Annotated in this window: 18 protein-coding genes; 15 read left to right on the top strand and 3 right to left on the bottom strand. The window is 58.9% G+C overall.

What is annotated here, in order from left to right; all coding sequences use genetic code 11:
* Positions 1 to 26: 26 nt before the first annotated feature.
* Genes KSS96_RS18830 through KSS96_RS18810 form a run of 5 tightly spaced genes read left to right on the top strand, consistent with a single transcriptional unit; the run spans position 27 to position 4323 of the window.
* Entirely contained in the window at positions 27 to 884 is an 858-nt protein-coding gene (locus KSS96_RS18830; protein WP_217855202.1) for an McbB family protein, read from the top strand.
* Complete coding sequence (locus KSS96_RS18825; RefSeq protein WP_068937406.1) at positions 881 to 1681, top strand: SagB/ThcOx family dehydrogenase; 801 nt, start codon at positions 881 to 883, stop codon at positions 1679 to 1681. The genes KSS96_RS18830 and KSS96_RS18825 overlap by 4 nt, the downstream gene beginning before the upstream one ends.
* Complete coding sequence (locus KSS96_RS18820; RefSeq protein WP_225913296.1) at positions 1668 to 2861, top strand: YcaO-like family protein; 1194 nt, start codon at positions 1668 to 1670, stop codon at positions 2859 to 2861. The genes KSS96_RS18825 and KSS96_RS18820 overlap by 14 nt, the downstream gene beginning before the upstream one ends.
* 8 nt (positions 2862 to 2869) lie before the next feature.
* Positions 2870 to 3613 (top strand): ABC transporter permease, encoded by a 744-nt coding sequence (locus KSS96_RS18815; protein WP_217855201.1) that lies wholly within the window; start codon positions 2870 to 2872, stop codon positions 3611 to 3613.
* Positions 3613 to 4323, top strand: coding sequence for an ATP-binding cassette domain-containing protein (locus KSS96_RS18810; RefSeq protein WP_135196111.1), 711 nt, complete (start codon positions 3613 to 3615; stop codon positions 4321 to 4323). Before KSS96_RS18815 ends, KSS96_RS18810 begins: the two co-directional genes overlap by 1 nt.
* Here the strand turns inward: KSS96_RS18810 and arnT are convergent.
* Both arnT and pmrG read right to left on the bottom strand, forming a co-directional pair.
* Entirely contained in the window at positions 4295 to 5977 is a 1683-nt protein-coding gene (gene arnT / locus KSS96_RS18805) for a lipid IV(A) 4-amino-4-deoxy-L-arabinosyltransferase (RefSeq protein ID WP_217855199.1), read from the bottom strand. The genes KSS96_RS18810 and arnT overlap by 29 nt on opposite strands.
* Positions 5978 to 6165: 188 nt before the next feature.
* A complete protein-coding gene (gene pmrG / locus KSS96_RS18800) occupies positions 6166 to 6840 on the bottom strand; it encodes a lipopolysaccharide core heptose(II)-phosphate phosphatase PmrG (RefSeq protein ID WP_026067206.1) in 675 nt (224 codons plus the stop codon).
* A 276-nt stretch (positions 6841 to 7116) separates the two neighbouring features.
* Between pmrG and KSS96_RS18795 the strand changes: the two genes are divergently transcribed.
* The 10 genes from KSS96_RS18795 to KSS96_RS18750 all read left to right on the top strand — a co-directional run bounded on the left by KSS96_RS18795 (position 7117) and on the right by KSS96_RS18750 (position 19941).
* Positions 7117 to 7785 (top strand): ABC transporter ATP-binding protein, encoded by a 669-nt coding sequence (locus tag KSS96_RS18795; protein ID WP_017526998.1) that lies wholly within the window; start codon positions 7117 to 7119, stop codon positions 7783 to 7785.
* A 1-nt stretch (position 7786) separates the two neighbouring features.
* Positions 7787 to 10249 carry an ABC transporter permease gene (locus KSS96_RS18790; protein ID WP_217856494.1) on the top strand — a complete coding sequence of 821 codons (2463 nt, stop codon included), beginning with the start codon at positions 7787 to 7789 and terminating at the stop codon, positions 10247 to 10249.
* The gene (locus KSS96_RS18785) at positions 10239 to 11300 is read left to right on the top strand and encodes a lipocalin-like domain-containing protein (RefSeq protein WP_065877597.1); all 1062 of its coding nucleotides are present in this window, start codon (positions 10239 to 10241) and stop codon (positions 11298 to 11300) included. The genes KSS96_RS18790 and KSS96_RS18785 overlap by 11 nt, the downstream gene beginning before the upstream one ends.
* Positions 11301 to 11414: 114 nt before the next feature.
* A complete protein-coding gene (locus KSS96_RS18780; RefSeq protein WP_065877595.1) occupies positions 11415 to 12866 on the top strand; it encodes a hypothetical protein in 1452 nt (483 codons plus the stop codon).
* Positions 12867 to 13069: 203 nt separating this feature from the next.
* Complete coding sequence (locus KSS96_RS18775; protein WP_065877592.1) at positions 13070 to 13993, top strand: substrate-binding domain-containing protein; 924 nt, start codon at positions 13070 to 13072, stop codon at positions 13991 to 13993.
* A 63-nt stretch (positions 13994 to 14056) separates the two neighbouring features.
* The gene (locus tag KSS96_RS18770; RefSeq protein ID WP_068937409.1) at positions 14057 to 15565 is read left to right on the top strand and encodes a sugar ABC transporter ATP-binding protein; all 1509 of its coding nucleotides are present in this window, start codon (positions 14057 to 14059) and stop codon (positions 15563 to 15565) included.
* Complete coding sequence (locus KSS96_RS18765; RefSeq protein ID WP_017527391.1) at positions 15531 to 16523, top strand: ABC transporter permease; 993 nt, start codon at positions 15531 to 15533, stop codon at positions 16521 to 16523. Before KSS96_RS18770 ends, KSS96_RS18765 begins: the two co-directional genes overlap by 35 nt.
* A 25-nt stretch (positions 16524 to 16548) precedes the next feature.
* A complete protein-coding gene (locus tag KSS96_RS18760) occupies positions 16549 to 17628 on the top strand; it encodes an alcohol dehydrogenase catalytic domain-containing protein (RefSeq protein WP_065877588.1) in 1080 nt (359 codons plus the stop codon).
* 2 nt (positions 17629 to 17630) lie between these two features.
* Positions 17631 to 19163 carry an FGGY-family carbohydrate kinase gene (locus tag KSS96_RS18755; protein WP_065877587.1) on the top strand — a complete coding sequence of 511 codons (1533 nt, stop codon included), beginning with the start codon at positions 17631 to 17633 and terminating at the stop codon, positions 19161 to 19163.
* 52 nt (positions 19164 to 19215) lie between these two features.
* Positions 19216 to 19941 (top strand): SDR family oxidoreductase, encoded by a 726-nt coding sequence (locus tag KSS96_RS18750; protein WP_065877585.1) that lies wholly within the window; start codon positions 19216 to 19218, stop codon positions 19939 to 19941.
* Here the strand turns inward: KSS96_RS18750 and KSS96_RS18745 are convergent.
* Positions 19938 to 20942 carry a LacI family DNA-binding transcriptional regulator gene (locus KSS96_RS18745; RefSeq protein ID WP_065877583.1) on the bottom strand — a complete coding sequence of 335 codons (1005 nt, stop codon included), beginning with the start codon at positions 20940 to 20942 and terminating at the stop codon, positions 19938 to 19940. The genes KSS96_RS18750 and KSS96_RS18745 overlap by 4 nt on opposite strands.
* Positions 20943 to 20974: the final 32 nt, after the last annotated feature.

Genomic DNA, 20974 nt, shown 5'->3' with positions numbered 1-20974 from the left:
AGAAAACCTCTACAGGAGATCGTTCGATGAATATAATCATACCCAGCTATGAAATTTTAAACTTTGAAACGGAAAGTCTTGTAGTGTCTGATGTCGGGATTTCAAAAATCCATTCTCAGCCTCTGCTAAATGTGCTTCGAAAGTTAAAATTGTCGAACGTAATGACGAAAATTGAGTTAGATGAATTGCTCGCGGAAAATGGGTTGATTCAAAGTGATGCGTTTGATTTTTTAGAAAGAATTATTCCGTTCAAATGTATTGATGAGATATATTTTGAAAAGACGATAGTGGTTCATGAGTGGAAAGGCCAGGTTGATATTGAGGCCCTGTTTGGTGAGGAGTTATCTGGTTGCTTGGAATTTAAGTCATTCTCAAGTGAACTGGTTGAAGCGGTACGGCCGTTCAAGTGCTTTATTGTCTTGTTGTGCCATTCATATAATTATGAAAGTATCCGAAGCTTATATTTTAAACTTGCGCATGCATCGCCAAAGAGCGCTATAAGCGTCTGTTGGCAGATGGGCAGTGTTTTTTGTATTGGTCAGCCTTACATTCAGGAAATAGGAAATCCTTGTCATTTCTGTGCTGTGGATAGATTAATTAATAATGAGTCGATAGCCCCGGCAAAGAACAGTTGGTCAAGTGTCCTAGCATTTTGCAAAAGTCGACGTGTAGGGGTTCCTGCTAAAGCGCTGAGTCTTTATCAGGAAATGATCGTTATCGGTGCAGTTATCAGAAAGGTAAAATTCTTCACTGAGCATAACGACGGATGTAAGTATCAAGATGACGTTCTGTATAGCTCATATCTTCAATTGAGAGACGGTCAGCTTTTCGAAGAATCTAATTCTCACTGGTATATGTGTGATTGCTTGAGGGTGGAGGGATGAAAAATATTCCACATGATTACTATCTCAGATTTATAAATTCTTCAGTGTATGATGATGTGCTAGAGTTTCATTATAAAGGGAATTTTATTTTTCATAAGGCGTTCAAAGATCGTACCATTCTTCATCGTTTGGATGAAAAGCATTTGGCCCAATTGACTGGGAATGAGCTGGCTTTTTATCCGGATCTGGATTTAACAATAAAATTGCCCCAAGATAACAGAGAAGAATCGTTGTGTAGAAATGAGTCGTGTGAGCATTTTTTACCGTTGCCTTTAGAATTTTCTGACGTTGAAAAACTAATGTGTCCTTTACTTTCAAAGAGCCAGGACTCATACAAGCGAGGATATCCAAGCGCGGGAGCGCTTTACCCTGCGGAAATTTTCCTCTGTTCGCTTACTGAGGAAAACTCTAATTGGCCCAGTGCCGGAAAAATCCTTCACTTACTCCCCCGGTCACGTAAATTTGAAGTGATGCAAATTGAAACTGATATTGAAGAACTAAAAGCGGCGCTGTTGTCCTCGTTTAATAATATTGGAACGCCAAGCTTGGCGCTCATTTACGCAATCTATATGCCTAAAAATTTATTCAAGTATCGGTATCGCGGGTACCGGATGGCACTGATGGAGATTGGTTCAATTTACATGCTCGTCGAACTGCAAGCTAAATCTTTGGGGCTGGCGTGTAGACTATGGTCTGCATATACCGATACGATGCTTTGTAGGGCTCTAGGAATAAATCCAGCTTTGTTCTTCCCAGTATGCGTTCATTTTATAGGTAGGCAAAATGAAACTTATTAATCTAATGCATAAGCCTGATTTGCCCGGCACCCTCCTTTTTCAACCTGCATGTATTCTCACTTTACCTCACTCTGCCGAGGTTTCAGATTTCCTCTCGGTGAATGGGAACGGTGTTGGAGGAGGCTCAAATTCGGTTAAAACTGCTTTGGGAGAATATTTTGAGCGCCGTCATTTTTATAGAGAAGTTACTTCAAGAAGGAGTGGTCGTCTGAGTGAGTTTTTATCGGAGCGTGAGGTTCTTGGCTTTGCAAGAGCATTCGTTCAGACGGCATCTAAAAAAATGTCCATTTCTGATATTGAGAAGCATGAGTTCGCTTTAAGTGAAGTGATCAGGTCTTCAGACTTTTCCAAGTGTTTTATCCCTACTGCCTGTATTTCACTGTCATCGCATAGTCTAGGTGAGGATAGCTTGCTTTATCCTCTTCGGGATACATGTGGATGCAGCTTTCACTGGAATCCCAATATTGCCTTCTTAGGAGCAATAAAGGAATATCTGGAGCGTCAATTTCTTGTTAGGTTCTGGCTCACGAAGAAATGCTGCTCTCGAATCTCTACTGTTGAGACGGGCGAGTTATTGAAGGGGCAATCCGTTCGGCAACTCTATAAAGCTCTGGCGGCTTCAGGAGAAATTACATTTTTAGATATATCTGATACTAGATTTCCAGGGTTTTGCGTACTGGTTGTATATGGGCAAAAGAACATTAATCATTACGTAAAATATTGCGCAGGAATGGCTTATGCGTCGGAATTGGCGGTGGCTATGCAGAAGTCTTTGCTGGAGTTATGGCAGACTTTTCGTTTTATGAATTTATTCAAGGCAACTGATTCTGAAGAAAAAATGCTTGAAGATTCATATATACGTTACTTTCTAGGTTGCAATGTTTACGAGACCTACCAAGAGATTACCGATGTTGTAGAGTGCGGAGGTTGTAGGTCTTTGCAGGATTTCACCGTTTCTGAGTTCTTGTTTGTATTGAGGCGAATGGATGTTGCTGGATATTTTTATTCAACAATTGGAGGGGTTGATGGAGGGGGAGGCGTTTTTGTTAAATTCATTTCTCCTGATTTATTTCTTCATATGAATAATTCAAGAAACTTTAATTCGATCAATAAGTACTCTAAAGGGTTTAAATCTTCAATACTCCAGTCTCGGTTAGAAAAAATGGTTCCGTTTCCATGAGGTGAATCATGACCCCGTACGCCCTGTCGAAGCCTGTTTTGTTAGCGCTGTTATTTATCAAAGAACAGTTAAAAGAACCTGTTGCATTGTTTTGGACAGTGATTTCTCCGGTCGTTACCTATTACCTGATTGCCTACACAAGGGCGCCAGTGATGGGGGGGGCTGGCGATTATTTGTCGAACACTTCATGGTTCTACGCTTTTGTCGCATCAAGTGTTGCGTTGTTCGGGCTGGCGTTTTACATCGTGGGTCGCAGAGAGAGCGGTTTTCTGCGGTCTTTTGTCTATACAGGTCGCACGAAGGTTATTTTCCTTGCCGGGCAGTTTCTCGCGTATTCGATTGTTTCAATCCTGTATTGCTCTGTGTTCTACCTGCTGACACGTTATTCGTTTGGCGCGGTAGATATAGCCGAGTATCTCGTTGTCGTCGGGCGGTTTTATGTGTGTTTTCTGCTGTTTTCCATACCTTCGCTTTTGTTAACCCTGGTCCCAGTGGGCTTTCAGAATGCGAGTACGGTTTTCTCCATGTTGTCCCTTGGGATGTTGGCGCTTGGAATCGTAAGTATCGGCTCCTTAAACTCAACGCTTGCCTTGGTCCGGTTTTTTAATCCGATGTGGTGGGCAAATAGAGTTATGTTGGTTGGCGTGACGGAGTGCGGGTGGGTTGTTGTGGTGGTGGTGGTTTGTCTCGTACTTTCATGGGGGCTGATGTTTCGCTTTTTATTGATTAATCCCGTTTGGAGTCGTTACTAATGGCGCGGCTCATTGTGGACTCGCTTGATGTTCGATATGCATCGCATACCGTGCTTCATAACGCCTCGCTGGAGGTTGAGGCAGGTTCGATCTCTGGTCTGCTGGGTCCTAACGGTTCCGGTAAAACCACGTTTTTTGACGTGATGTGTGGCCTGAAAAAAAGGCATGGCGGCGAGATAAACAACTCTTTTTCGAAGCTGCTTTACCTCTCGCAAGTCATCAGCACGCCCGCTGTGTTGCGCATGTTCGACATTTTCAAGATGGTCATGCTTTTTTGCTCAGAAACGAAGGTCACGCAAGAGCACGCGCTCAATCAAATCGAAAAATGGAGCCCAGGCATTGCGCAGCGGTATTGCGAACTCTGGAACAAAAAGTCCTCCCTCTGCAGCTACGGAGAAAAGCGCTGGTTTTTCACCTTGTCGCTGCTCTGCGCCAATGCTGACATTGTGATACTGGATGAGCCCACCGCAGGTGTAGATCCCGAGTTTCGCTACCACATCTGGCGATGCCTGGAGGGGGCGGCGGCAGACGGTGTCGCGGTGCTGGTTTCATCGCATAACGTCGATGAGATCGTCACGCACTGCGATGACTTCTACATGCTCAGCCAGCGGCGCTTCAATCGTTTCAATGATGCGCAAGGCTTTATGAGTGCGTACAAGGCCAAGAGCCTGGATGAGGCGTTTATTCATGCGGCGAGCCTGCGTTCGTGAGGGGGAGTTGTGGATACACGATCAATTCCAGTGCCCCTTTGTAATAGCGCTTGCCCCCCGGTGGCAGTTGCCCGGCCTCGCGCATTTCGCTGGTGCTGCCGACGCGTATCAGCACGCCGACCGACCCCTGTTGGCGGGCGTCCTTGAGCCAGGCTTGCACCTGGTCCAGGTCGATCTTGCGGTAAACCGAATCGGCATATTGCAGGCCGTAGCGCAGCTCGCCTTCGGTGTCATACAACGCCACTTGCGGGCGTTGCAGGCGCCAGGCGAGGGCGGCGGCGAGGCTCAGGTCGTTGCTAAGCAGGGCGTGGGTCTGTTGCAGGACTTGCTGATGCTCCGAGACGAACGTGTCGGGCATTTCGTTATCGGCGATCACTTGCGGCATGCTCGCCGGCAACAGAATCACCAACAGGCCGATACCCAGCACCGGCATGGCCCACAGCGTCAACGGGCGAAAGGCTTGCAGCAGGTTGGTGAGTATCCACCCCAGCAACACGATAAACGCCAGGGACAGGCTGAACATCTCGGCGTGGCTGTTGCTGTACACGGGCCTGGCGATTTGCAGATAGATCAGGCCGACCATGGCCGCCATGCCGATCACGAAGTTGAGCAGGCCATTGAGGCAGATCGTGCGGGCCTGGCGTAGGCGCCGCAGGTCGCTCAAGGTATGCCCCATCAGCAACGCCAGCGGCAGCAGGCACGGCATGATGTAGGTTGGCAGCTTGCCGTTGCTCAGGCTGAAGAACACCAGCGGCAGCAACAGCCACAGCGCCAGGAAAGCGATGGCCGGCTGGCGTTTCTGCTGCCAGGTGGCGCGCAGGGTGCTGGGCAGCAACCCGGCCCACGGCAGGCAGGACACGGCGATGATCGGCAGGAAGAACCACCACGGTCGCACGTGTTGCGCGTTGTCGGCGCTGAAACGGCGGATGTGTTCATTCCAGAAAAAGAAGCGCCAGAAGTCCGGCTCCTGGCTGTGAATCGCCAGCACCCACGGCAAGCACACCAGCACCGCGACACAGATCGCCAGCGGGCCATAGCGCAGCAACTCGCCCAGGCGCCGTTGCCAGAGCATGTACGGCAGCGCGATCAACACCGGCAGCGCCCCGGCCAGGAAGCCCTTGGTCATGAAACCCATCGCGCAGGCAAACCCCAACACGGCCCAAGCCCCCAGGCGGCTGCGTGGGGTGCTGCTGTCGAGGGCAAACCACAATGCCACGAGGCTGAGGTTGACCCACAAGGTGAACTGCGGATCGAGGTTCGAATACCCGGCCTGCCCGGCGATCAGGCCAAAGCTCAGGTATAGCAGGGCACAGGCGAAGCTTTTGCGCGGGTCGTTCCACAGGCGGCGGGCGATGAGGTAGGCCAGCAGCACGCTCAAGCCACTGGTGAGCGCAGAGGCAATGCGCACGCCGAACAGGTTCTGGCCGAACACGGCCTGGCCCAGGGCGATCAGCCAATAGCCGCCGGCCGGTTTTTCGAAATAGCGGATGCCCATGAAGTGCGGCGCCACCCAGTTGCCACTCTGGAGCATCTCCTGGCTGATCTGGGCGTAGCGGGTTTCATCCGGGGTCCACAAACCGTGCAGGCCCAGAGGTAATAGATAAAACGCGGCGAGAGCCAAGAGCAGCACCGGCAGGGGTTTTAAACGGTTCACGAACACGTCGCTCCTTGACGGTCAAAGTTGAGGTTTTTAAGCGATGAAGTCATCACGCAAGTGTTCACAGCGTTTATTGAATAACGTGAATAAGTCATGAAGTTCTTAGTTAAAAGGCGCAATTAAACATGCCAGAACAGGCCTGTCTTTTTGCTGAACATGGGCGGTAATCGCGTTGGCGCGATGACTTAGAATTGTTTGAGGGCAGCGGGCCAGTCGGGGTTATTCATGATGCCCAGGGTCTTGAATTTGCCATTGGGCAAAACCTGTACGAACAGTGCGCTGCCGTACTCGGGGAACCTGGCGCGAGGGAAGCCCAGGCTGGTTTCGAAGTCGGCGATGCAGCCGCTGTGGGTGATGAATACGAGGTTGCGCCCAGGCTGTTTGTAGCGCAGCAATTCTTCGCCCATGGCTGCGCCGCAGACGGCTCTCTCGCCGGAGGTCAGCTCATGTTTGTCGAACATGAAGCGCAAAGTCTGGGCGGTGCGGATAGCGGGGCTGGCGAGCACGTCGCTCTGGGCCATGCCCAGCGATTTAAAGGCGTTGCCGAGTGTCTGCGCGTGTTGGCTGCCGTTGATCGTGAGGCCTTCGAGTGGGCCCAGGCACGGGTTGCTCGAACGGTCGCAGCGCTCTTCATGGCGCACCAGCACAATCACTTCGCCGTCGCGCCAAAGGGGGATCACTTGCGAGGTCAGGAGACGATCGCCCACCCCCAGGTTCCGTGGGGACGCCGGCCACAGCAGGCTGCACACGAGCAGCAAGGTGACCACGCTAATGCCTAGCCACAGCCGTTGCAGGCGCTTGGAAAAAGCCCGGCGCGAACGTGGTTTGGTCAGGGTAAGGTCAACCACTTCATTCACCATGGGCGCTGTTGGCAATGTTGTATTTGTTTGGCGCAACGTGTCGGCTATTCGCCGCAGTGAAACAGGAGGCTGTCATAGGGCTGCTGTCTTTTCGCTGAACACGTGGCGGTTAAAAAAGTTACCAGGCGTTGTAACTAACAAGTTGCCGACGCGTGGCGCTTGACCGGTAATTTAAAGCGGGGGGAGTGGGCAACCGGTGAAATCCATGTGAAAAATTTGCGTAGGATCAATACATAGCCGTTATCCTCGATTGCCCCCCATCAAACGAGTGTTGTCATGTTGCAGGTGCACGCTGTGTTTAAAAGCTATGCCACGCCCCAAGGCCCATTGGCGGTGCTGTCGGGGGTCGACCTGCACTTGGCCGAGCGCAGCAGCCTGGCGTTGATGGGCGAGTCGGGCAGCGGCAAGAGCACGTTGTTGCACCTGGTGGCGGGGCTCGACCGAGTGGACCGCGGCAGCATCCAGGTGGGTGAGCAGCGCCTCGACCAGATGAGCGAAGCGCAACTGGCCCAGTGGCGACGTACCGACATCGGCCTGGTGTTCCAGCAGTTCAACCTGATCGGCAGTTTGCGTGTCGACGACAACCTGGCGTTCCAGGCCCGGCTGGCGGGGCGTTTTGATCCGCACTGGCAGGCGCATCTGGTCGAGCGCCTGGGCTTGGGCGATTTGCTCAAGCGCTACCCGGAACAACTCTCGGGCGGCCAGCAACAGCGCGTCGCCGTAGGGCGCGCGCTGGCATCCAGGCCCGGCTTGTTGTTGGCGGATGAGCCCACCGGCAACCTAGATGAGGCTACCAGCGACGAGGTGCTGCAACTGCTGCTGGACCTGCTGCGGGACAGCGCCGCCAGCCTGTTGATGGTCACCCACAGCCCGCGCATCGCGGCGCGGCTGGACCGCCAGGTGGTGTTGCATCATGGCCATATCGTGCCTGCGGACGCGCGCTGAGATGGCGGTGTTTTATTGGACGCTACGCGCGTTGCTCAGCCATTGGCGACGCCATCCGGTGCAGTTTTTCAGCGTGCTCACCGGGCTGTGGCTGGCCACGGCGCTGTTGACCGGGGTGCAGGCCCTCAACAGCCAGGCTCGCGACAGCTACGCGCGCGCCAGCCAGTTGATCGGCGGCGAAGCCCAGGCCAGCCTCAGCGCTGCGGACTCGGCGAGTTTCCCCGAGGGGTTGTTTGCGCAACTGCGCCGCACCGGCTGGCCGGTGTCGCCGGTGGTGCAAGGGCGGGTGCAGTTGCAGGGCCATGAGGATGTGCGCCTGCAATTGATGGGCATCGAGCCGTTGTCGTTGCCCGGCAGCGCGACAGTGGCGGGGCAACGCTTGAGCCAGGCGCAACTGCTGGCCTTCTTTGACCCGCCGGGACGCACCTGGGTTGCCCCGCAGACCTTGCGGTCGCTGGGTTTGCAGGAAGGCATGCAACCACTGACGCTCAATGGCCAGCGCCTGCCGCCCCTGCAAGCCCAGGCGGACATGGCGCCCGGCCTGTTGTTGACCGATATCAGCTTCGCCCAACCGCTGCTCGACATGCCCGGGCGACTGTCGCGCCTGCTGGTAGACAAGGCGTTCGCCGCCGGCCAGCCCACGCCGCCCACCGACCTGCAACTGCGCCAGGCCGAGGACAATAACCTGGCGCGCCTCACCGAGAGCTTTCACCTGAACCTGGACGCCTTGGGTTTCCTCTCGTTTGTGGTGGGGCTGTTTATCGTGCACGCCGCCATCGGCCTGGCCCTGGAACAACGGCGCGGGCTGCTGCGTACCTTGCGTGCCTGTGGGGTCAGTGCGCGGCGTTTGATCTTCAGCCTGGGCGTGGAGTTGGCCGCGTTGGCGCTGCTCGGGGGCATCCTTGGCGTCGCCAGCGGCTACGGGCTGGCCAGCCTGTTGCTGCCGGATGTGGCCGCCAGCCTGCGCGGCTTGTATGGCGCCGAAGTGGCGGGGCAATTGAGCCTGAGCCCGGGGTGGTGGCTGGCGGGGTTGGGCCTGAGCCTGCTCGGCGCGTTGCTTGCCGGCGCAAGCAGCCTGTGGCGGGCCGCGCGCTTGCCATTGCTGGCGCTGGCCAACGATCAGGCGTGGCATGAGGCCCATGGCCGTTGGTTGCAACGCCAGGGTGGGGTGGCGGCGGCCGCGCTGCTGATCGCACTGTTGGCGCTGTGGCTGGGCGATAGCCTGGCGGCCGGCTTTGTGCTGATGGCGGCGTTGCTGCTTGGCGCGGCCCTCGGTTTGCCGGTGCTGCTCAATGGCGTGCTCAACGCCGTGCTCGGGCGCAGCCGCTCAGTGCTCGGCCAATGGTTTCTCGCCGACTGCCGCCAGCAGTTGCCGGCGCTGAGCCTGGCCTTGATGGCTCTGCTGCTGGCCCTGGCCGCGAATATCGGCGCGGGTTCGATGACATCGGGCTTTCGCCATACCTTCAACAACTGGCTGGAACAACGCCTCACCGCCGAGCTGTACCTCAACCCGCAAACCCCGGCCCAGGCCGAACAGCTCGGCGGCTGGCTGGCGCAACAGCCGTGGGTAAGGGCGGTGCTCCCCACCTGGCAAGTCGCCGTGCAAATACAGGGTTGGCCGGCGGACCTGTTCGGGGTGGTCGATGACCCTACTTATCGTCAGCATTGGCCGTTGTTGGAGGCTGTAGACCAGCCGTGGGACCAATTGCACACAAACGACACGCTGATGCTCAGCGAGCAGTTGGCGCGTCGCCTTTCAGTGACACTGGGGGATGTGCTCCCTATCCCAACAGCGCAAGGTGTATGGTCGCCCAGAGTCGTGGCGATCTACGCCGACTACGGCAACCCCAAGGGCCACATACTGGTCAATTCGCAGCACCTGCTGGCGCATTGGCCGACACTCTCGCCGGCACGCTTCAACCTGCGTGTCGCCGCGCCCGACGTGGCGCCGCTGGTGCGTGAAGTGCAGCGCGCATTTGCCCTGGAGGACAGCCGGATCATCGATCAGCAGCAACTCAAAGGCTGGTCGAGCCAAGTGTTCGAGCGCACCTTCGCCGCCACCGCGGCCCTCAATAGCCTGACGTTGGGCGTGGCCGGCGTAGCGCTGTTCATCAGCCTGTTGACCCAGAGCCAGAGCCGCCTGGGCCAACTCGCACCGCTGTGGGCGCTGGGCGTGACGCGCCGGCAATTGATGCTGCTGAACCTGGGGCAGACCTGGCTGCTGGCGGTGCTCACCCTGGTGCTGGCGGTGCCGCTGGGCCTGCTGCTGGCGTGGTGCCTGGATGCGGTGATCAACGTGCAAGCCTTTGGCTGGCGCCTGCCGTTGCAGGTGTTCCCGTGGCAGTTGGCGCAACTGCTCGGGCTGGCGTTACTGGCGACATTGCTGGCATCGGCGTGGCCACTGTGGCAGCTGTACCGCAGCCGTCCGGCAGACTTGTTGAGGACGTTTGCCCATGAAGGTTAAAGCGTTGTTGTGCGCCGCTTTGCTGCTGGCCGGTTGCGACAAAGCCCCCGCGCCGGCGCAGAGCTTCGCGGGCCTGGGCAATGATGCGGCGGACTTTGCCCAGGTGGTGCCGGGCAAGGTGTTCAGCTTTCCAGACGACCACGGCCCCCATGACGGTTTTCGGATCGAGTGGTGGTACGTCACCGCCAACCTCAAGGACGCACAGGGCAACGTATTCGGGGTGCAATGGACGCTGTTCCGCAATGCCCTCAAGCCCGGGCCGACGCAAGCGGGCTGGCATGACTCCACCGTGTGGCTCGGCCACGCCGCCGTCACCAGCGCCACTCGCCACTACGCCGCTGAACGTTTGGCCCGTGGCGGCGTCGGCCAGGCCGGTGCCCAGGCGGTGCCCTTCAACGCCTGGATCGACGATTGGAATTTTGCCAGCCGCCCCGGCGCCGCCAGTGCGTTGGCGGATATGCAACTCAAGGCCGGCGGTGCGCAATTCGCCTACGATCTGCACCTGACCTCCAGCCGCCCGCTGGTGCTGCAAGGCGCCAACGGCTACAGCCGAAAATCCGATCTGGGCCAGGCGTCGTACTACTACAGCCAGCCGTTTTTCAACGCCAGCGGCAGCCTGAGCATTGATGGCAAGGTGTACCAAGTCACGGGCCCTGCCTGGCTGGATCGCGAATGGAGCAGCCAACCCTTGAGCGCCAGCCAAACCGGTTGGGACTGGTTCTCCCTGCACCTGGACAGCGGGGCGCAACTGATGTTGTTCCGTGTGCGCCAGCAGGACGGCGCCGGTTACCTCACCGGCACCTGGATCGACCCGCAAGGCCACGCCGAGACGTTGCACAACGCCAATATTCAACTTGCGCCGCTGGCAACCACGGCCATCGAGGGGCGCAACATGCCCACGCGCTGGTCGCTTAAAATTCCGGGCAAACAGCTGGACATCAGCCCTGAGGCCGTCAACCCGAACGCCTGGATGAACCTGAGCATTCCCTATTGGGAAGGGCCGGTGCGGTTTGACGGCGGGGTGGGGTATCTGGAAATGACCGGGTATTGAATAGGTAAAATTTCCTACAAAAATACTGGACATGCATACAGTTGTTGGCTAGATTCCATCCCAGGTGACCGGATGTCACCTGACCTTCAGTTTTTAACTATGGATGGATAAAAAATGAAATCGAAAAAAGCCTTTATGTTGGGCGCGGCCATGGCGGCCTCCTGCTTCGTGTCGGCCTTTGCCCTGGCCGAGCAATACCCTCAGAAGCTCAGCGCCGAAGCGGTCAGGCTGGCCGTGGACAAAGCGCTAAAATCCGGCGGCAAGCTGGAAACAACCCAAGTTTCAACCGCGCTCAAGCAAAAGCTCAAGGCGGCGATGGCCGGCAATTCGAAGCCAGCGCAGAGCAAGGCCGCAGTCAGTGGCGCGCCGGTTGACGTGCAGGTCGATGCATTGAACACAGCTGACCCGGCGCAACTGAAAGGCTCGGCGATTGCTGCGTTCACGCCGCTGTTCCCGACCCTGGATATCAATACGCTGTACACCGTCAGCGGTGTGGAAACCGGTGCGCAAATCGCCTATCACTTCAACCTGCCGAAAAACGCGCGCATTCAGGTGCAACTGCTGAACCAGAGCGCCGGCACGGACATGTCGTTGACGCTGTTCCACGATGACGGCCAGGGTAATTTGACGCCCCTGGGCACTTCCGACGCCGCCGGCAATGCCGATGAGTACCTCAACGGTGTGATGCCGGCCGGTGACTACTACTGGTACATGGTGGCGAACACCGCGAGCAACGCACAGTTCAGCTTTGGTGTGGCGGTGGACAGCAACATCGATGCCTTCGAGCCCAACGACACCGCACAAACCGCGTTTGCCTTGCCGGATGCGCTGAACCAGGTGACGGGCAACATCGACTCCGTCAACGATGTCGATTACTTCGACTTCACTTCGCTGCGCGGTCAAGGCGTGGCCGTGTACCTGGATGAAGAAAGCACAGGCGCGCGCAACCAGTGGGTGTTCGAACGGTTTGATGGGAATAACTGGATAGTGGTCCAGCCGGAAAATACCTCGACCTACCCGAGCGTGCCCGTGGGCTATACCGTGAAGGTTCGCGTGCGCGCCAACCCAGCGGTGGCATTGAACCCCCAGGCGCACTACAAGTTGACGCTGGGTTCGGCACCCCGCCTGAACCAGTACGACGTGATTGGCGACAATGTGGTGCGCATCCCCAGTTCGATTTTCCAACTGGCCACCCAGGCGGCCCGCAACCTGAGCTGGAGCACGCAATGGTCTGACAGTACCGGCGAACCCCTGCGCGGCGTCACCCCGGTATTGCGGGTCGATAAGCAGTTCAGCGGCGCCTATAACTTTGTCAATTACGAGGCCACCACCGGCATCACTGGGGCAGCTTCGGGCAATGTCGCGCTGGGTACCTGCTCGGGTGACCACAACGCGATCTACCCGGACAGTTCGTCCGGCCAGACCTACAACTGGAGAACCTGGTTCAACGACGGCGGCTGGCGGATTGAACTCAAGGAATTCCCAGGCGTGGGTGTCGGGGTAGGTGGCAATATCGTGCAATACGTTAGCCTGGGTCATATTTGCAGCCAGACCATCGTGCGCTAACTGATTCATGCAAGTGAGGCGGGGGGCAGTCCATAGGGCTGCCCCCCTTTTTTTGCGCCTGTTATGCGCACCTCTCCAAGAGGCTGTTTGCAGGCGGTACGACCAACGGGGGCTTGCACGCCCGGGATTTCCTTGCTAGCTTCTCGCAAAATGTTAACGATAACATTTGCTCTAAAAATAAAAACAAAACAGAGACCCACGCCATGAAAATGCTCCCGAAAACCCTGTGTTTATTGGCTGTAAGCATCACCCTCGGCACCGTTGCACCGGCATTTGCCGACGCCGCCAAGCCGATCCGCATCGGCGCGTCATTCCAGGAAATCAACAACCCCTATTTCGTCACCATGAAAAACGCCCTGGAAGAAGCCGGCGCGAGCATCGGTGCGAAACTCATCATCACCGACGCCCGCCACGACGTGTCCAAGCAGGTCAGCGACGTGGAAGACATGCTGCAAAAAGGCATCGATATCCTGCTGATCAACCCCACCGATTCGGTCGGCGTGCAATCGGCCGTCAAATCCGCTCACGCCGCCGGTGTCGTGGTGGTGGCGGTGGACGCCCAGGCCGAAGGCCCTCTGGATTCATTCGTCGGTTCGAAGAACTTCGATGCCGGTTTCCAGGCCTGTGAATACCTGGCTAAAAACATTGGCGACAAAGGCAACATCGCGATCCTCGACGGCATTGCCGTGGTGCCGATCCTGGAGCGTGTGCGCGGTTGCAAAGAGGCCGTGGCCAAGCACCCTGGCATCAAGGTCGTGAGCATCCAGAACGGCAAGCAGGAGCGTGACCAGGCGCTGACCGTCACCGAAAACATGTTGCAGGCCCAACCCGGCCTCAAGGGCATTTTCAGCGTCAACGACAACGGCTCCCTCGGTGCCCTGTCGGCCATCGAAGCCAGTGGCCTGGACGTGAAACTGGTCAGTGTCGATGGCGCGCCGGAAGCGATCAAGGCGATCCAGAAACCCGGCAGCAAATTCATCGCCACCTCGGCCCAGTACCCCCGCGACCAGATCCGCCTGGCCCTGGGCGTTGCCCTGGCCAAGAAGTGGGGGGCGCAAGTGCCCGCCACTATTCCGGTGGACATCACTCTGATCGACCAGGCCAAGGCCAAGGACTTCAGCTGGTAAACCGCCCATGGCCCCACGGAAGGCGTGGGGCCTGGGGCTCCTTCTGAGCGAGAGGTCGGCGGCATGAGCAGTCTTCTGAAGCTGGAAAATATCTGTAAGCGTTACCCAGGGGTGCAGGCCCTCAAGTCCATCAACCTGCAAGTCGAGCGCGGCGAGATCCATGCCTTGCTCGGCGAAAATGGCGCGGGCAAATCGACCCTGATGAAGATCCTCGGCGGCGTCGAGCACCAGGACGAAGGGCGGATCCTCATCGATGGCCAGGCACAGCGTTTCGCCACTTACCGCGACGCCATTGCCGCCGGAATCGGCATCGTGTTCCAGGAATTCAGCCTGATTCCCTATCTCACGGCAGTGGAAAATATCTTCCTCGGCCACGAGCTGAGCAACCGCTTCGGCCTGTTGCGCAAGCGTGAGATGGTCGCGGCCGCCGAGGCATTGTTCCAGCGCCTGGGCGTGAGCATCGACCTGCATTGCGCGGTCGAGCATTTGAGCGTGGCCGAGCAGCAGTTCGTCGAAATCGCCAAGGCCCTGGCGCTGGATGCGCGTTTGCTGGTGCTAGATGAACCCACCGCGACCCTGACGCCCAGCGAGGCCGAGCTGCTGTTCGAGATCATGCGTGAACTCAAGCGCCAGGGCGTGGCGGTGATTTTTATCTCCCATCATTTGGAAGAGATTTTCCAGGTCTGCGACCGCATCAGCGTGCTGCGCGACGGCGCTAACGTGGGCGTCACCGATGTGGCCGACAGCGATATCGACCGCCTGGTGGAAATGATGGTGGGCCGCCGCCTGGAATGCAGTTTCCCGCCCAAGCCCGGCACTGGGCGCGGTCCGTTATTGCTGGAGGTCAGGGACATCCAGTTGGTGCGCAACGGCCCGCATAACAGCTTCCAACTGCACCAGGGCGAGATCCTCGGGTTTGCCGGCCTGGTCGGCTCCGGCCGCACTGAGCTGGCCTTGGGCATGCTCGGCGCGCTGCCGTCGGTGAGCAAGGAGGTGTGGCTGCGCGGTGAAAAAATCCGCCTCGACGACCCGGCCCAGGCACTGGCCCATGGCATCGGCCTGCTGCCGGAAAGCCGCAAGAGCGAAGGGCTGATCACCGATTTCAGCATTCGCGAAAACATCTCCCTGAACAACCTGCCCAAGTACCAGAACGCCGGTGGCCTGATCGACAAGGCCAAGGAATGCGCCAGCGTCGAGGCATTGATGAAGCAGCTGTCGATCAAGGCCCCGAGCGGCGAAAGCCGGGTGTTCAACCTCAGTGGCGGCAACCAGCAAAAGGTGGTGATCGCGCGTTGGGTCAACCACCACTGCGACGTGCTGGTGTTCGACGAACCCACGCGCGGCATCGACGTGGGCGCCAAGGCACAGATCTACGCGCTGATGCGCAGCCTCACCGAACAGGGCTACGCGATCATCATGATTTCCTCCGAACTGCCCGAAGTCATCGGCATGTGCGACCGCGTCGCCGTGTTCCACAAAGGCGCGATCGTCAAGGTCCTGGAAGCGTCCGCCGTCAATCCTCAAGAGGTCATGCGCCATGCAACAGGGGGCTCAAGTGAATACGTCCATTAACCGCGCCGACACCGCTCGGCTGCGCCTGAACCTGGCGCGGCTGGTGCGTTCGCCGGCGTTCTATCCGTTCGTGGGGCTGGTGGTGGTGACCCTGGTGATGATCCTCGCCAGCGACACGTTCCTGACCGCCAGCAACCTGTCGAACATCGCCCGGCAGGTGTCGATCAACGCGATTATTGCGGTGGGCATGACCTGCGTGATTCTCACCGGTGGCATCGATTTATCGGTAGGGCCGGTGATGGCGTTGTCCGGCACGCTGACGGCCGGGCTGATGGTCGCGGGGCTGCCACCGGGGCTGGCGATTGGAGCCGGCATGCTGATCGGCGTGGCCTTCGGCATCGGCAACGGTTTATTCGTGGCCTACCTGCACATGCCGCCGATCATCGTCACCCTGGCGACCATGGGCATCGCCCGGGGCCTGGGCCTGATGTACACCGACGGCTACCCGATTTCCGGCCTGCCGGACTGGTTTGCCTTCTTCGGTCGCGAAAGCGTGTTCGGCATCCAGGTGCCGATCCTGATCATGCTGATCACTTACCTGGCCGCCTACGTGCTGCTGCAACACACCCGCGTCGGCCGCTACATCTACGCCATCGGCGGCAATGAGGAAGCCGTGCGTTTGTCCGGCGTGCGCGCGGCGCGCTTCAAGTTGCTGGTGTACGGCATCAGCGGCCTGACCGCCGCGATTGCCGGGCTGGTGCTCACCTCGCGCTTGATGAGTGGCCAGCCCAATGCCGGTGTGTCGTTCGAGCTGGATGCGATTGCCGCCGTGGTACTCGGCGGTGCGTCGATTGCCGGGGGCCGCGGGGTGATCGTCGGCACCTTGCTCGGCGCCATGCTGCTCGGCGTCTTGAACAACGGATTGAACATGCTCGGCGTGTCGCCCTACGTCCAGAGCGTGATCAAGGGCGGGATCATTTTGCTGGCGATTTTTATCAGCCGTCAGCGCCATAAATAAACTCCTCTCATATAGGTCAACCATCATGGACAAGCACACCCAAATGCAAGCCGTCGTCTGCCACGGCCCTAAAGACTACCGCCTGGAACGCATCGGCAAACCGCAGGCGCGCCCCAATGAACTGGTGATCCGCATCGCCGCGTGCGGCATCTGCGCCAGTGACTGCAAGTGCCACTCGGGCGCGGCGATGTTCTGGGGCGGCGACAACCCATGGGTCAAGGCGCCGGTGGTACCGGGCCATGAGTTTTTCGGCTATGTGGAGCAAGTGGGCGAGGGCGCCGAGGAACACTTCGAGGTGCAGGTGGGCGACAAGGTCATCGCCGAGCAGATCGTGCCGTGCGCCAAGTGTCGTTTCTGCAAATCGGGTCAGTATTGGATGTGTGAAGTGCACAACATCTTCGGCTTCCAGCGTGAAGTGGCCGAAGGCGGCATGGCGCAGTACATGCGCATTCCCAAGACCGCCATCGTGCACAAGATTCCGGCGGCGGTGTCGCTGGAAGACTCGGCGCTGGTGGAGCCGATGGCCTGCTCGATCCACACCGTCAACCGTGGTGATATCCAGCTTGACGATGTGGTGGTGATCGCCGGTGCGGGCACCCTCGGGCTGTGCATGGTGCAGGTCGCGGCGCTGAAAACCCCGAAGAAACTGGTGGTGATCGACATGGTCGACGAGCGCCTGGAACTGGCGAAAAAATTCGGCGCCGACGTGGTGATCAACCCGGCCCGCGAGAATGCCCGCGAGATCATCAATGGCCTGACCGACAACTATGGCTGCGACGTTTACATCGAGACCACCGGCGTGCCGGCCGGCGTTACCCAGGGTCTGGAGCTGATCCGCAAGCTTGGGCGTTTTGTCGAGTTCAGTGTGTTTGGCGCCGAGACCAGCGTGGACTGGTCGATCATCGGCGACCGCAAGGAACTGGACGTACGCGGCGCTCACCTCGGGCCGTATTGCTACCCGATCGCCATCGACCTGTTCGAACGCGGGCTGGTGACGTCCAAGGGCATTGTCACCCATGATTTCCCGTTGGATGACTTTGCCGAGGCTTTCGAACTGGCCAATTCGACCAAGTCGATCAAGGTGCTGCTCAAGCCGGTGCGCTGATCATGCATTACGTGATGGGTGTGGACATAGGAACCCAAAGTACCAAGGCGCTGCTGGTGGATGCTCAAGGCACGATCATCGCCCAGCATAGCCAGGGGTATCGCGTGGATACCCCCAAGGTGCGCTGGGCCGAGCAATGGCCGCAGGTCTGGCTGGATGCCGTCGAGGCCTGCGTGGCGCAGTGCATGGCCAAGGCCGAGGTGGCGGCGGGGCAGGTCAAGGCGCTGTGCATCAGCAGCCTGTATGGCGGCTCGGGCATCCCGGTGGATGCGCAGATGACGCCGCTGCACCCGTGCCTGATCTGGATGGACCGGCGTGCCGGCGAGCAGGTGGCGTGGGTACGCGAGCATGTGGACCTGGAGCGCTTGTTCAGGATCACCGGCAACTCGGTGGACAGTTATTACGGCTTCACCAAGATGCTCTGGCTCAAGCAGCACCAGCCCGAGGTCTGGGCGAACACCCGCTACTTGCTGCCGCCCAACAGTTACATCAACTGGTGCCTCACGGGTGAGCTGGCGGTGGACCATAGCAGTGCCGGCAATATCGGCGGGGTCTACGATGTGGCGGCGCGGGGTTGGTCCGAAGCACTGCTGGCCGAGCTGGGCATACCGTTGGCGATGATGCCGCAGCGCCTGCTGTATGGCGCCGACGTCGTCGGTGGTTTGCTTGACGGCTGGGCCACCCGCCTGGGCTTGCAGGCGGGCACCCCGGTGCTTGCCGGGGGCGTGGATGCAGCCATGGCAACGCTGGCCGCCGGCGTCACGCAGCCGGGCAACCACGTGGCGATGATCGGCACCAGTATGTGCTGGGGCTACCTGAACCAGCAGGTGGATGCGCGTCACGGCTTGGTCAGCATGCCCCACGTCTACAACGGTCATCGGGACCTGTACATCTTCGGCGGCGCGATTACCGCAGGGGCGTCGGTGAGCTGGTTTCGCGAACAGTTCTGCCAGGCCGAGGAACAACAGGCCAAGGCCCGCGGCCTGGACAGCCTGGTACTGCTGGAACAGAGCGCGATGAATATTCCGGCGGGCAGCGAAGGGGTGGTGTTCCTGCCCTACCTGATGGGCGAGCGCAGCCCGGTGTGGGACGACCGCGCCAGTGGCAGTTTTGTTGGCCTGAACCTGTATCACAGCCGTATCCACCTGTACCGCGCGGTATTGGAGGGGGTGAGTTTTGCCCTGCGCCATAACATCGAGGCGGGTACTCGCGGCGCGCACTCACTGGACCCACGCTTGATCGTGGTGGGGGGCGCGAGCCGCTCGGATTTGTGGATGCAGATCATCGCGGATGTCACGCGGTTACCGGTGTACACCATTGTTCAGGAAGTCGAGGCGGCCTTGGGCGCGGCGCTGCTGGCGGCGCACGCGGTGGGGTTGGTGAGTGATGAGGCGATGGACAAAGGCTGGGTGCACCTGGCGTTGCGCGCCGAACCCAAGGCGCAGAACGCCGAGGTGTATGACCGGGTCTTCGCCGAGTATGTGAAGTTGTATCCAGCCCTGAGGCCGATCATGCACAACCTGCAAACTACCTGAATCAACACGGTCCAAAAATGTGGGTAACTTTATCGCCTATGGAAAAGTGATCATGAACGCAACCTTCGACTTCACCCACCAGCGCATTCTCGTCACCGGCGCCAGCAGTGGCATCGGCCGCGAAATTGCCCGGCAACTGATCGCCAGCGGCGCCGAAGTCTTTGCGCTTGGCCGCGACGCCGAGGCCCTGTCGCAACTGGGCTGTCACACCCTGTGCCTGGACATCGCCGACAGCACCGCCCTCGACAAGGCCCTGCAAGGCTTGCCGCCCTTGCACGGCCTGGTCAACTGCGCTGGTATCTCGCGCCTGGAGCCTGCCGCCGCCATCAGTGCCGAGGCCTTTGACCAGGTTATGCAGGTCAACGCCCGCGCCGCCGCGCAGGTGGCCAGCCGTGTGGCGGCCAACATGATCCAGGCGCATATCGCCGGCAGCATCGTCAACGTCTCCAGCCAGGCGTCATTGGTGGCGCTGGACGAGCACCTCGGCTACTGCGCCTCCAAGGCCGCGCTGGATGCGATCACCCGTGTGCAGTGCGCCGAATGGGGCCGCTTTGGCATCCGCGTGAACAGCGTCAACCCCACCGTCACCCTCACGCCCATGGCCACCATGGCCTGGTCCGACCCGGCCAAGCGCGATCCGGCGCTGGCGGCGATCCCACTGGGGCGCTTTGCCGAGACCGTGGAAGTGGCGCTGCCGGTGTTGTTTCTGCTCAGCGATGCCGCCAGCATGATCAGCGGCGTGAGCCTGCCGATCGACGGTGGTTACACCAGCCGCTAGCCGTTCTCCAGCTTGCCGGCGATCACCACTTTGTCCCGTGGTTTGTACGGATCTTGCAGGCGATCGAGCAGCAGGCGTACCGCGCTGCTGCCCGCCAGGGACGCATCGTGGGCCACGCAGGCGATCGGCACGCCGAAGATATCGGCGAACGGCAGGCGGTCGATGCCGCAGATGGTCAGGCTGTCATGGGGAATGTTGTGCATGCGCAGGGCGCGCAGGGCGCCCAGGGTGATCAACTGGTTGAAGCCCATGATCGCGTCCGGCGCCGGATGTTCGGCCAGGTAGTCGAGGGTGTGCAGGTAGGAGGGCATCAGCGTGTAGTCGCCGGCTTGCACGTGCACCTGTACCTGTGGATGTTCGGCCAGCACTTCGCGCAGGCCTTTGAGGCGTTCGACGGTGATGCGCGAATGCGCGGGGCCGGTGAGCACCAGCAGGTGCTTGAGGGCGGGGGTTTGGCGCAACAGGTACTGCGCAGCCTGGATGCCGCTGTGGTAGTTGTCGAGCACCACGCGACTGAACGGGCTGTCATGGAGGGTGCGATCGAGCAGCACCACCGGGGTCTTGCCGTTGCGCAGGCGCTCCAGGTAGTCGGGTTGGTAGCTCGGCTCGTCGGAGACCGGTGACAGGATGATCCCCGCCACGCGGTAGCCCAATAACGTATCGACCGCTTTGCTTTCCAGTTCCTCCAACTCATCGGTGTCCACCAGCATGATGGTGTAGCCGTGTTGTTTGGCCTCGCGGGAAATCGCCTTGATCATCTCGCTGTAGAACGGGTTGTCGACTGACGCGGTAATCACGCCGATGATCAGGCTTTCACTGCGTTTGAGCCCGCGTGCAAAGGCGTTCGGCACGTAGTCGAGTTCGCGCGCCACTTCCAGGATGCGTGCCAGGGTGGCGGGTTTGACCAGGTCAGGTTTGCTCAACGCCCGGGACACGGTGATGGTGGTCATGCCGACGCGTTTGGCGATGTCGCTGATGGTGACGGACTTTTTCTTGTTCATCGGTAAGGCTGCCAGAGGACACCCGCGCAGGC

Origin of the sequence: Pseudomonas asgharzadehiana, assembly GCF_019139815.1 — a bacterium.
Classification (GTDB): Bacteria; Pseudomonadota; Gammaproteobacteria; order Pseudomonadales; family Pseudomonadaceae; genus Aquipseudomonas; species Aquipseudomonas asgharzadehiana.
This window is presented reverse-complemented; position numbering and strand designations above follow the sequence as displayed.

What these genes read in the sequence shown, in the direction of transcription:
- KSS96_RS18815 (WP_217855201.1), top strand. Translation starts at nt 2,870, where the DNA reads ATGACCCCGTACGCCCTGTCGAAGCCTGTTTTGTTAGCGCTGTTATTT.
- KSS96_RS18785 (WP_065877597.1), top strand. Translation starts at nt 10,239, where the DNA reads ATGAAGGTTAAAGCGTTGTTGTGCGCCGCTTTGCTGCTGGCCGGTTGC.
- KSS96_RS18775 (WP_065877592.1), top strand. Translation starts at nt 13,070, where the DNA reads ATGAAAATGCTCCCGAAAACCCTGTGTTTATTGGCTGTAAGCATCACC.
- KSS96_RS18790 (WP_217856494.1), top strand. Translation starts at nt 7,787, where the DNA reads ATGGCGGTGTTTTATTGGACGCTACGCGCGTTGCTCAGCCATTGGCGA.
- KSS96_RS18770 (WP_068937409.1), top strand. Translation starts at nt 14,057, where the DNA reads ATGAGCAGTCTTCTGAAGCTGGAAAATATCTGTAAGCGTTACCCAGGG.
- KSS96_RS18780 (WP_065877595.1), top strand. Translation starts at nt 11,415, where the DNA reads ATGAAATCGAAAAAAGCCTTTATGTTGGGCGCGGCCATGGCGGCCTCC.
- KSS96_RS18810 (WP_135196111.1), top strand. Translation starts at nt 3,613, where the DNA reads ATGGCGCGGCTCATTGTGGACTCGCTTGATGTTCGATATGCATCGCAT.
- KSS96_RS18755 (WP_065877587.1), top strand. Translation starts at nt 17,631, where the DNA reads ATGCATTACGTGATGGGTGTGGACATAGGAACCCAAAGTACCAAGGCG.
- KSS96_RS18820 (WP_225913296.1), top strand. Translation starts at nt 1,668, where the DNA reads ATGAAACTTATTAATCTAATGCATAAGCCTGATTTGCCCGGCACCCTC.
- KSS96_RS18745 (WP_065877583.1), bottom strand. Translation starts at nt 20,942, where the DNA reads ATGAACAAGAAAAAGTCCGTCACCATCAGCGACATCGCCAAACGCGTC.
- KSS96_RS18830 (WP_217855202.1), top strand. Translation starts at nt 27, where the DNA reads ATGAATATAATCATACCCAGCTATGAAATTTTAAACTTTGAAACGGAA.
- KSS96_RS18765 (WP_017527391.1), top strand. Translation starts at nt 15,531, where the DNA reads ATGCAACAGGGGGCTCAAGTGAATACGTCCATTAACCGCGCCGACACC.
- KSS96_RS18825 (WP_068937406.1), top strand. Translation starts at nt 881, where the DNA reads ATGAAAAATATTCCACATGATTACTATCTCAGATTTATAAATTCTTCA.
- KSS96_RS18750 (WP_065877585.1), top strand. Translation starts at nt 19,216, where the DNA reads ATGAACGCAACCTTCGACTTCACCCACCAGCGCATTCTCGTCACCGGC.
- KSS96_RS18795 (WP_017526998.1), top strand. Translation starts at nt 7,117, where the DNA reads ATGTTGCAGGTGCACGCTGTGTTTAAAAGCTATGCCACGCCCCAAGGC.
- KSS96_RS18760 (WP_065877588.1), top strand. Translation starts at nt 16,549, where the DNA reads ATGGACAAGCACACCCAAATGCAAGCCGTCGTCTGCCACGGCCCTAAA.
- pmrG (WP_026067206.1), bottom strand. Translation starts at nt 6,840, where the DNA reads ATGGTGAATGAAGTGGTTGACCTTACCCTGACCAAACCACGTTCGCGC.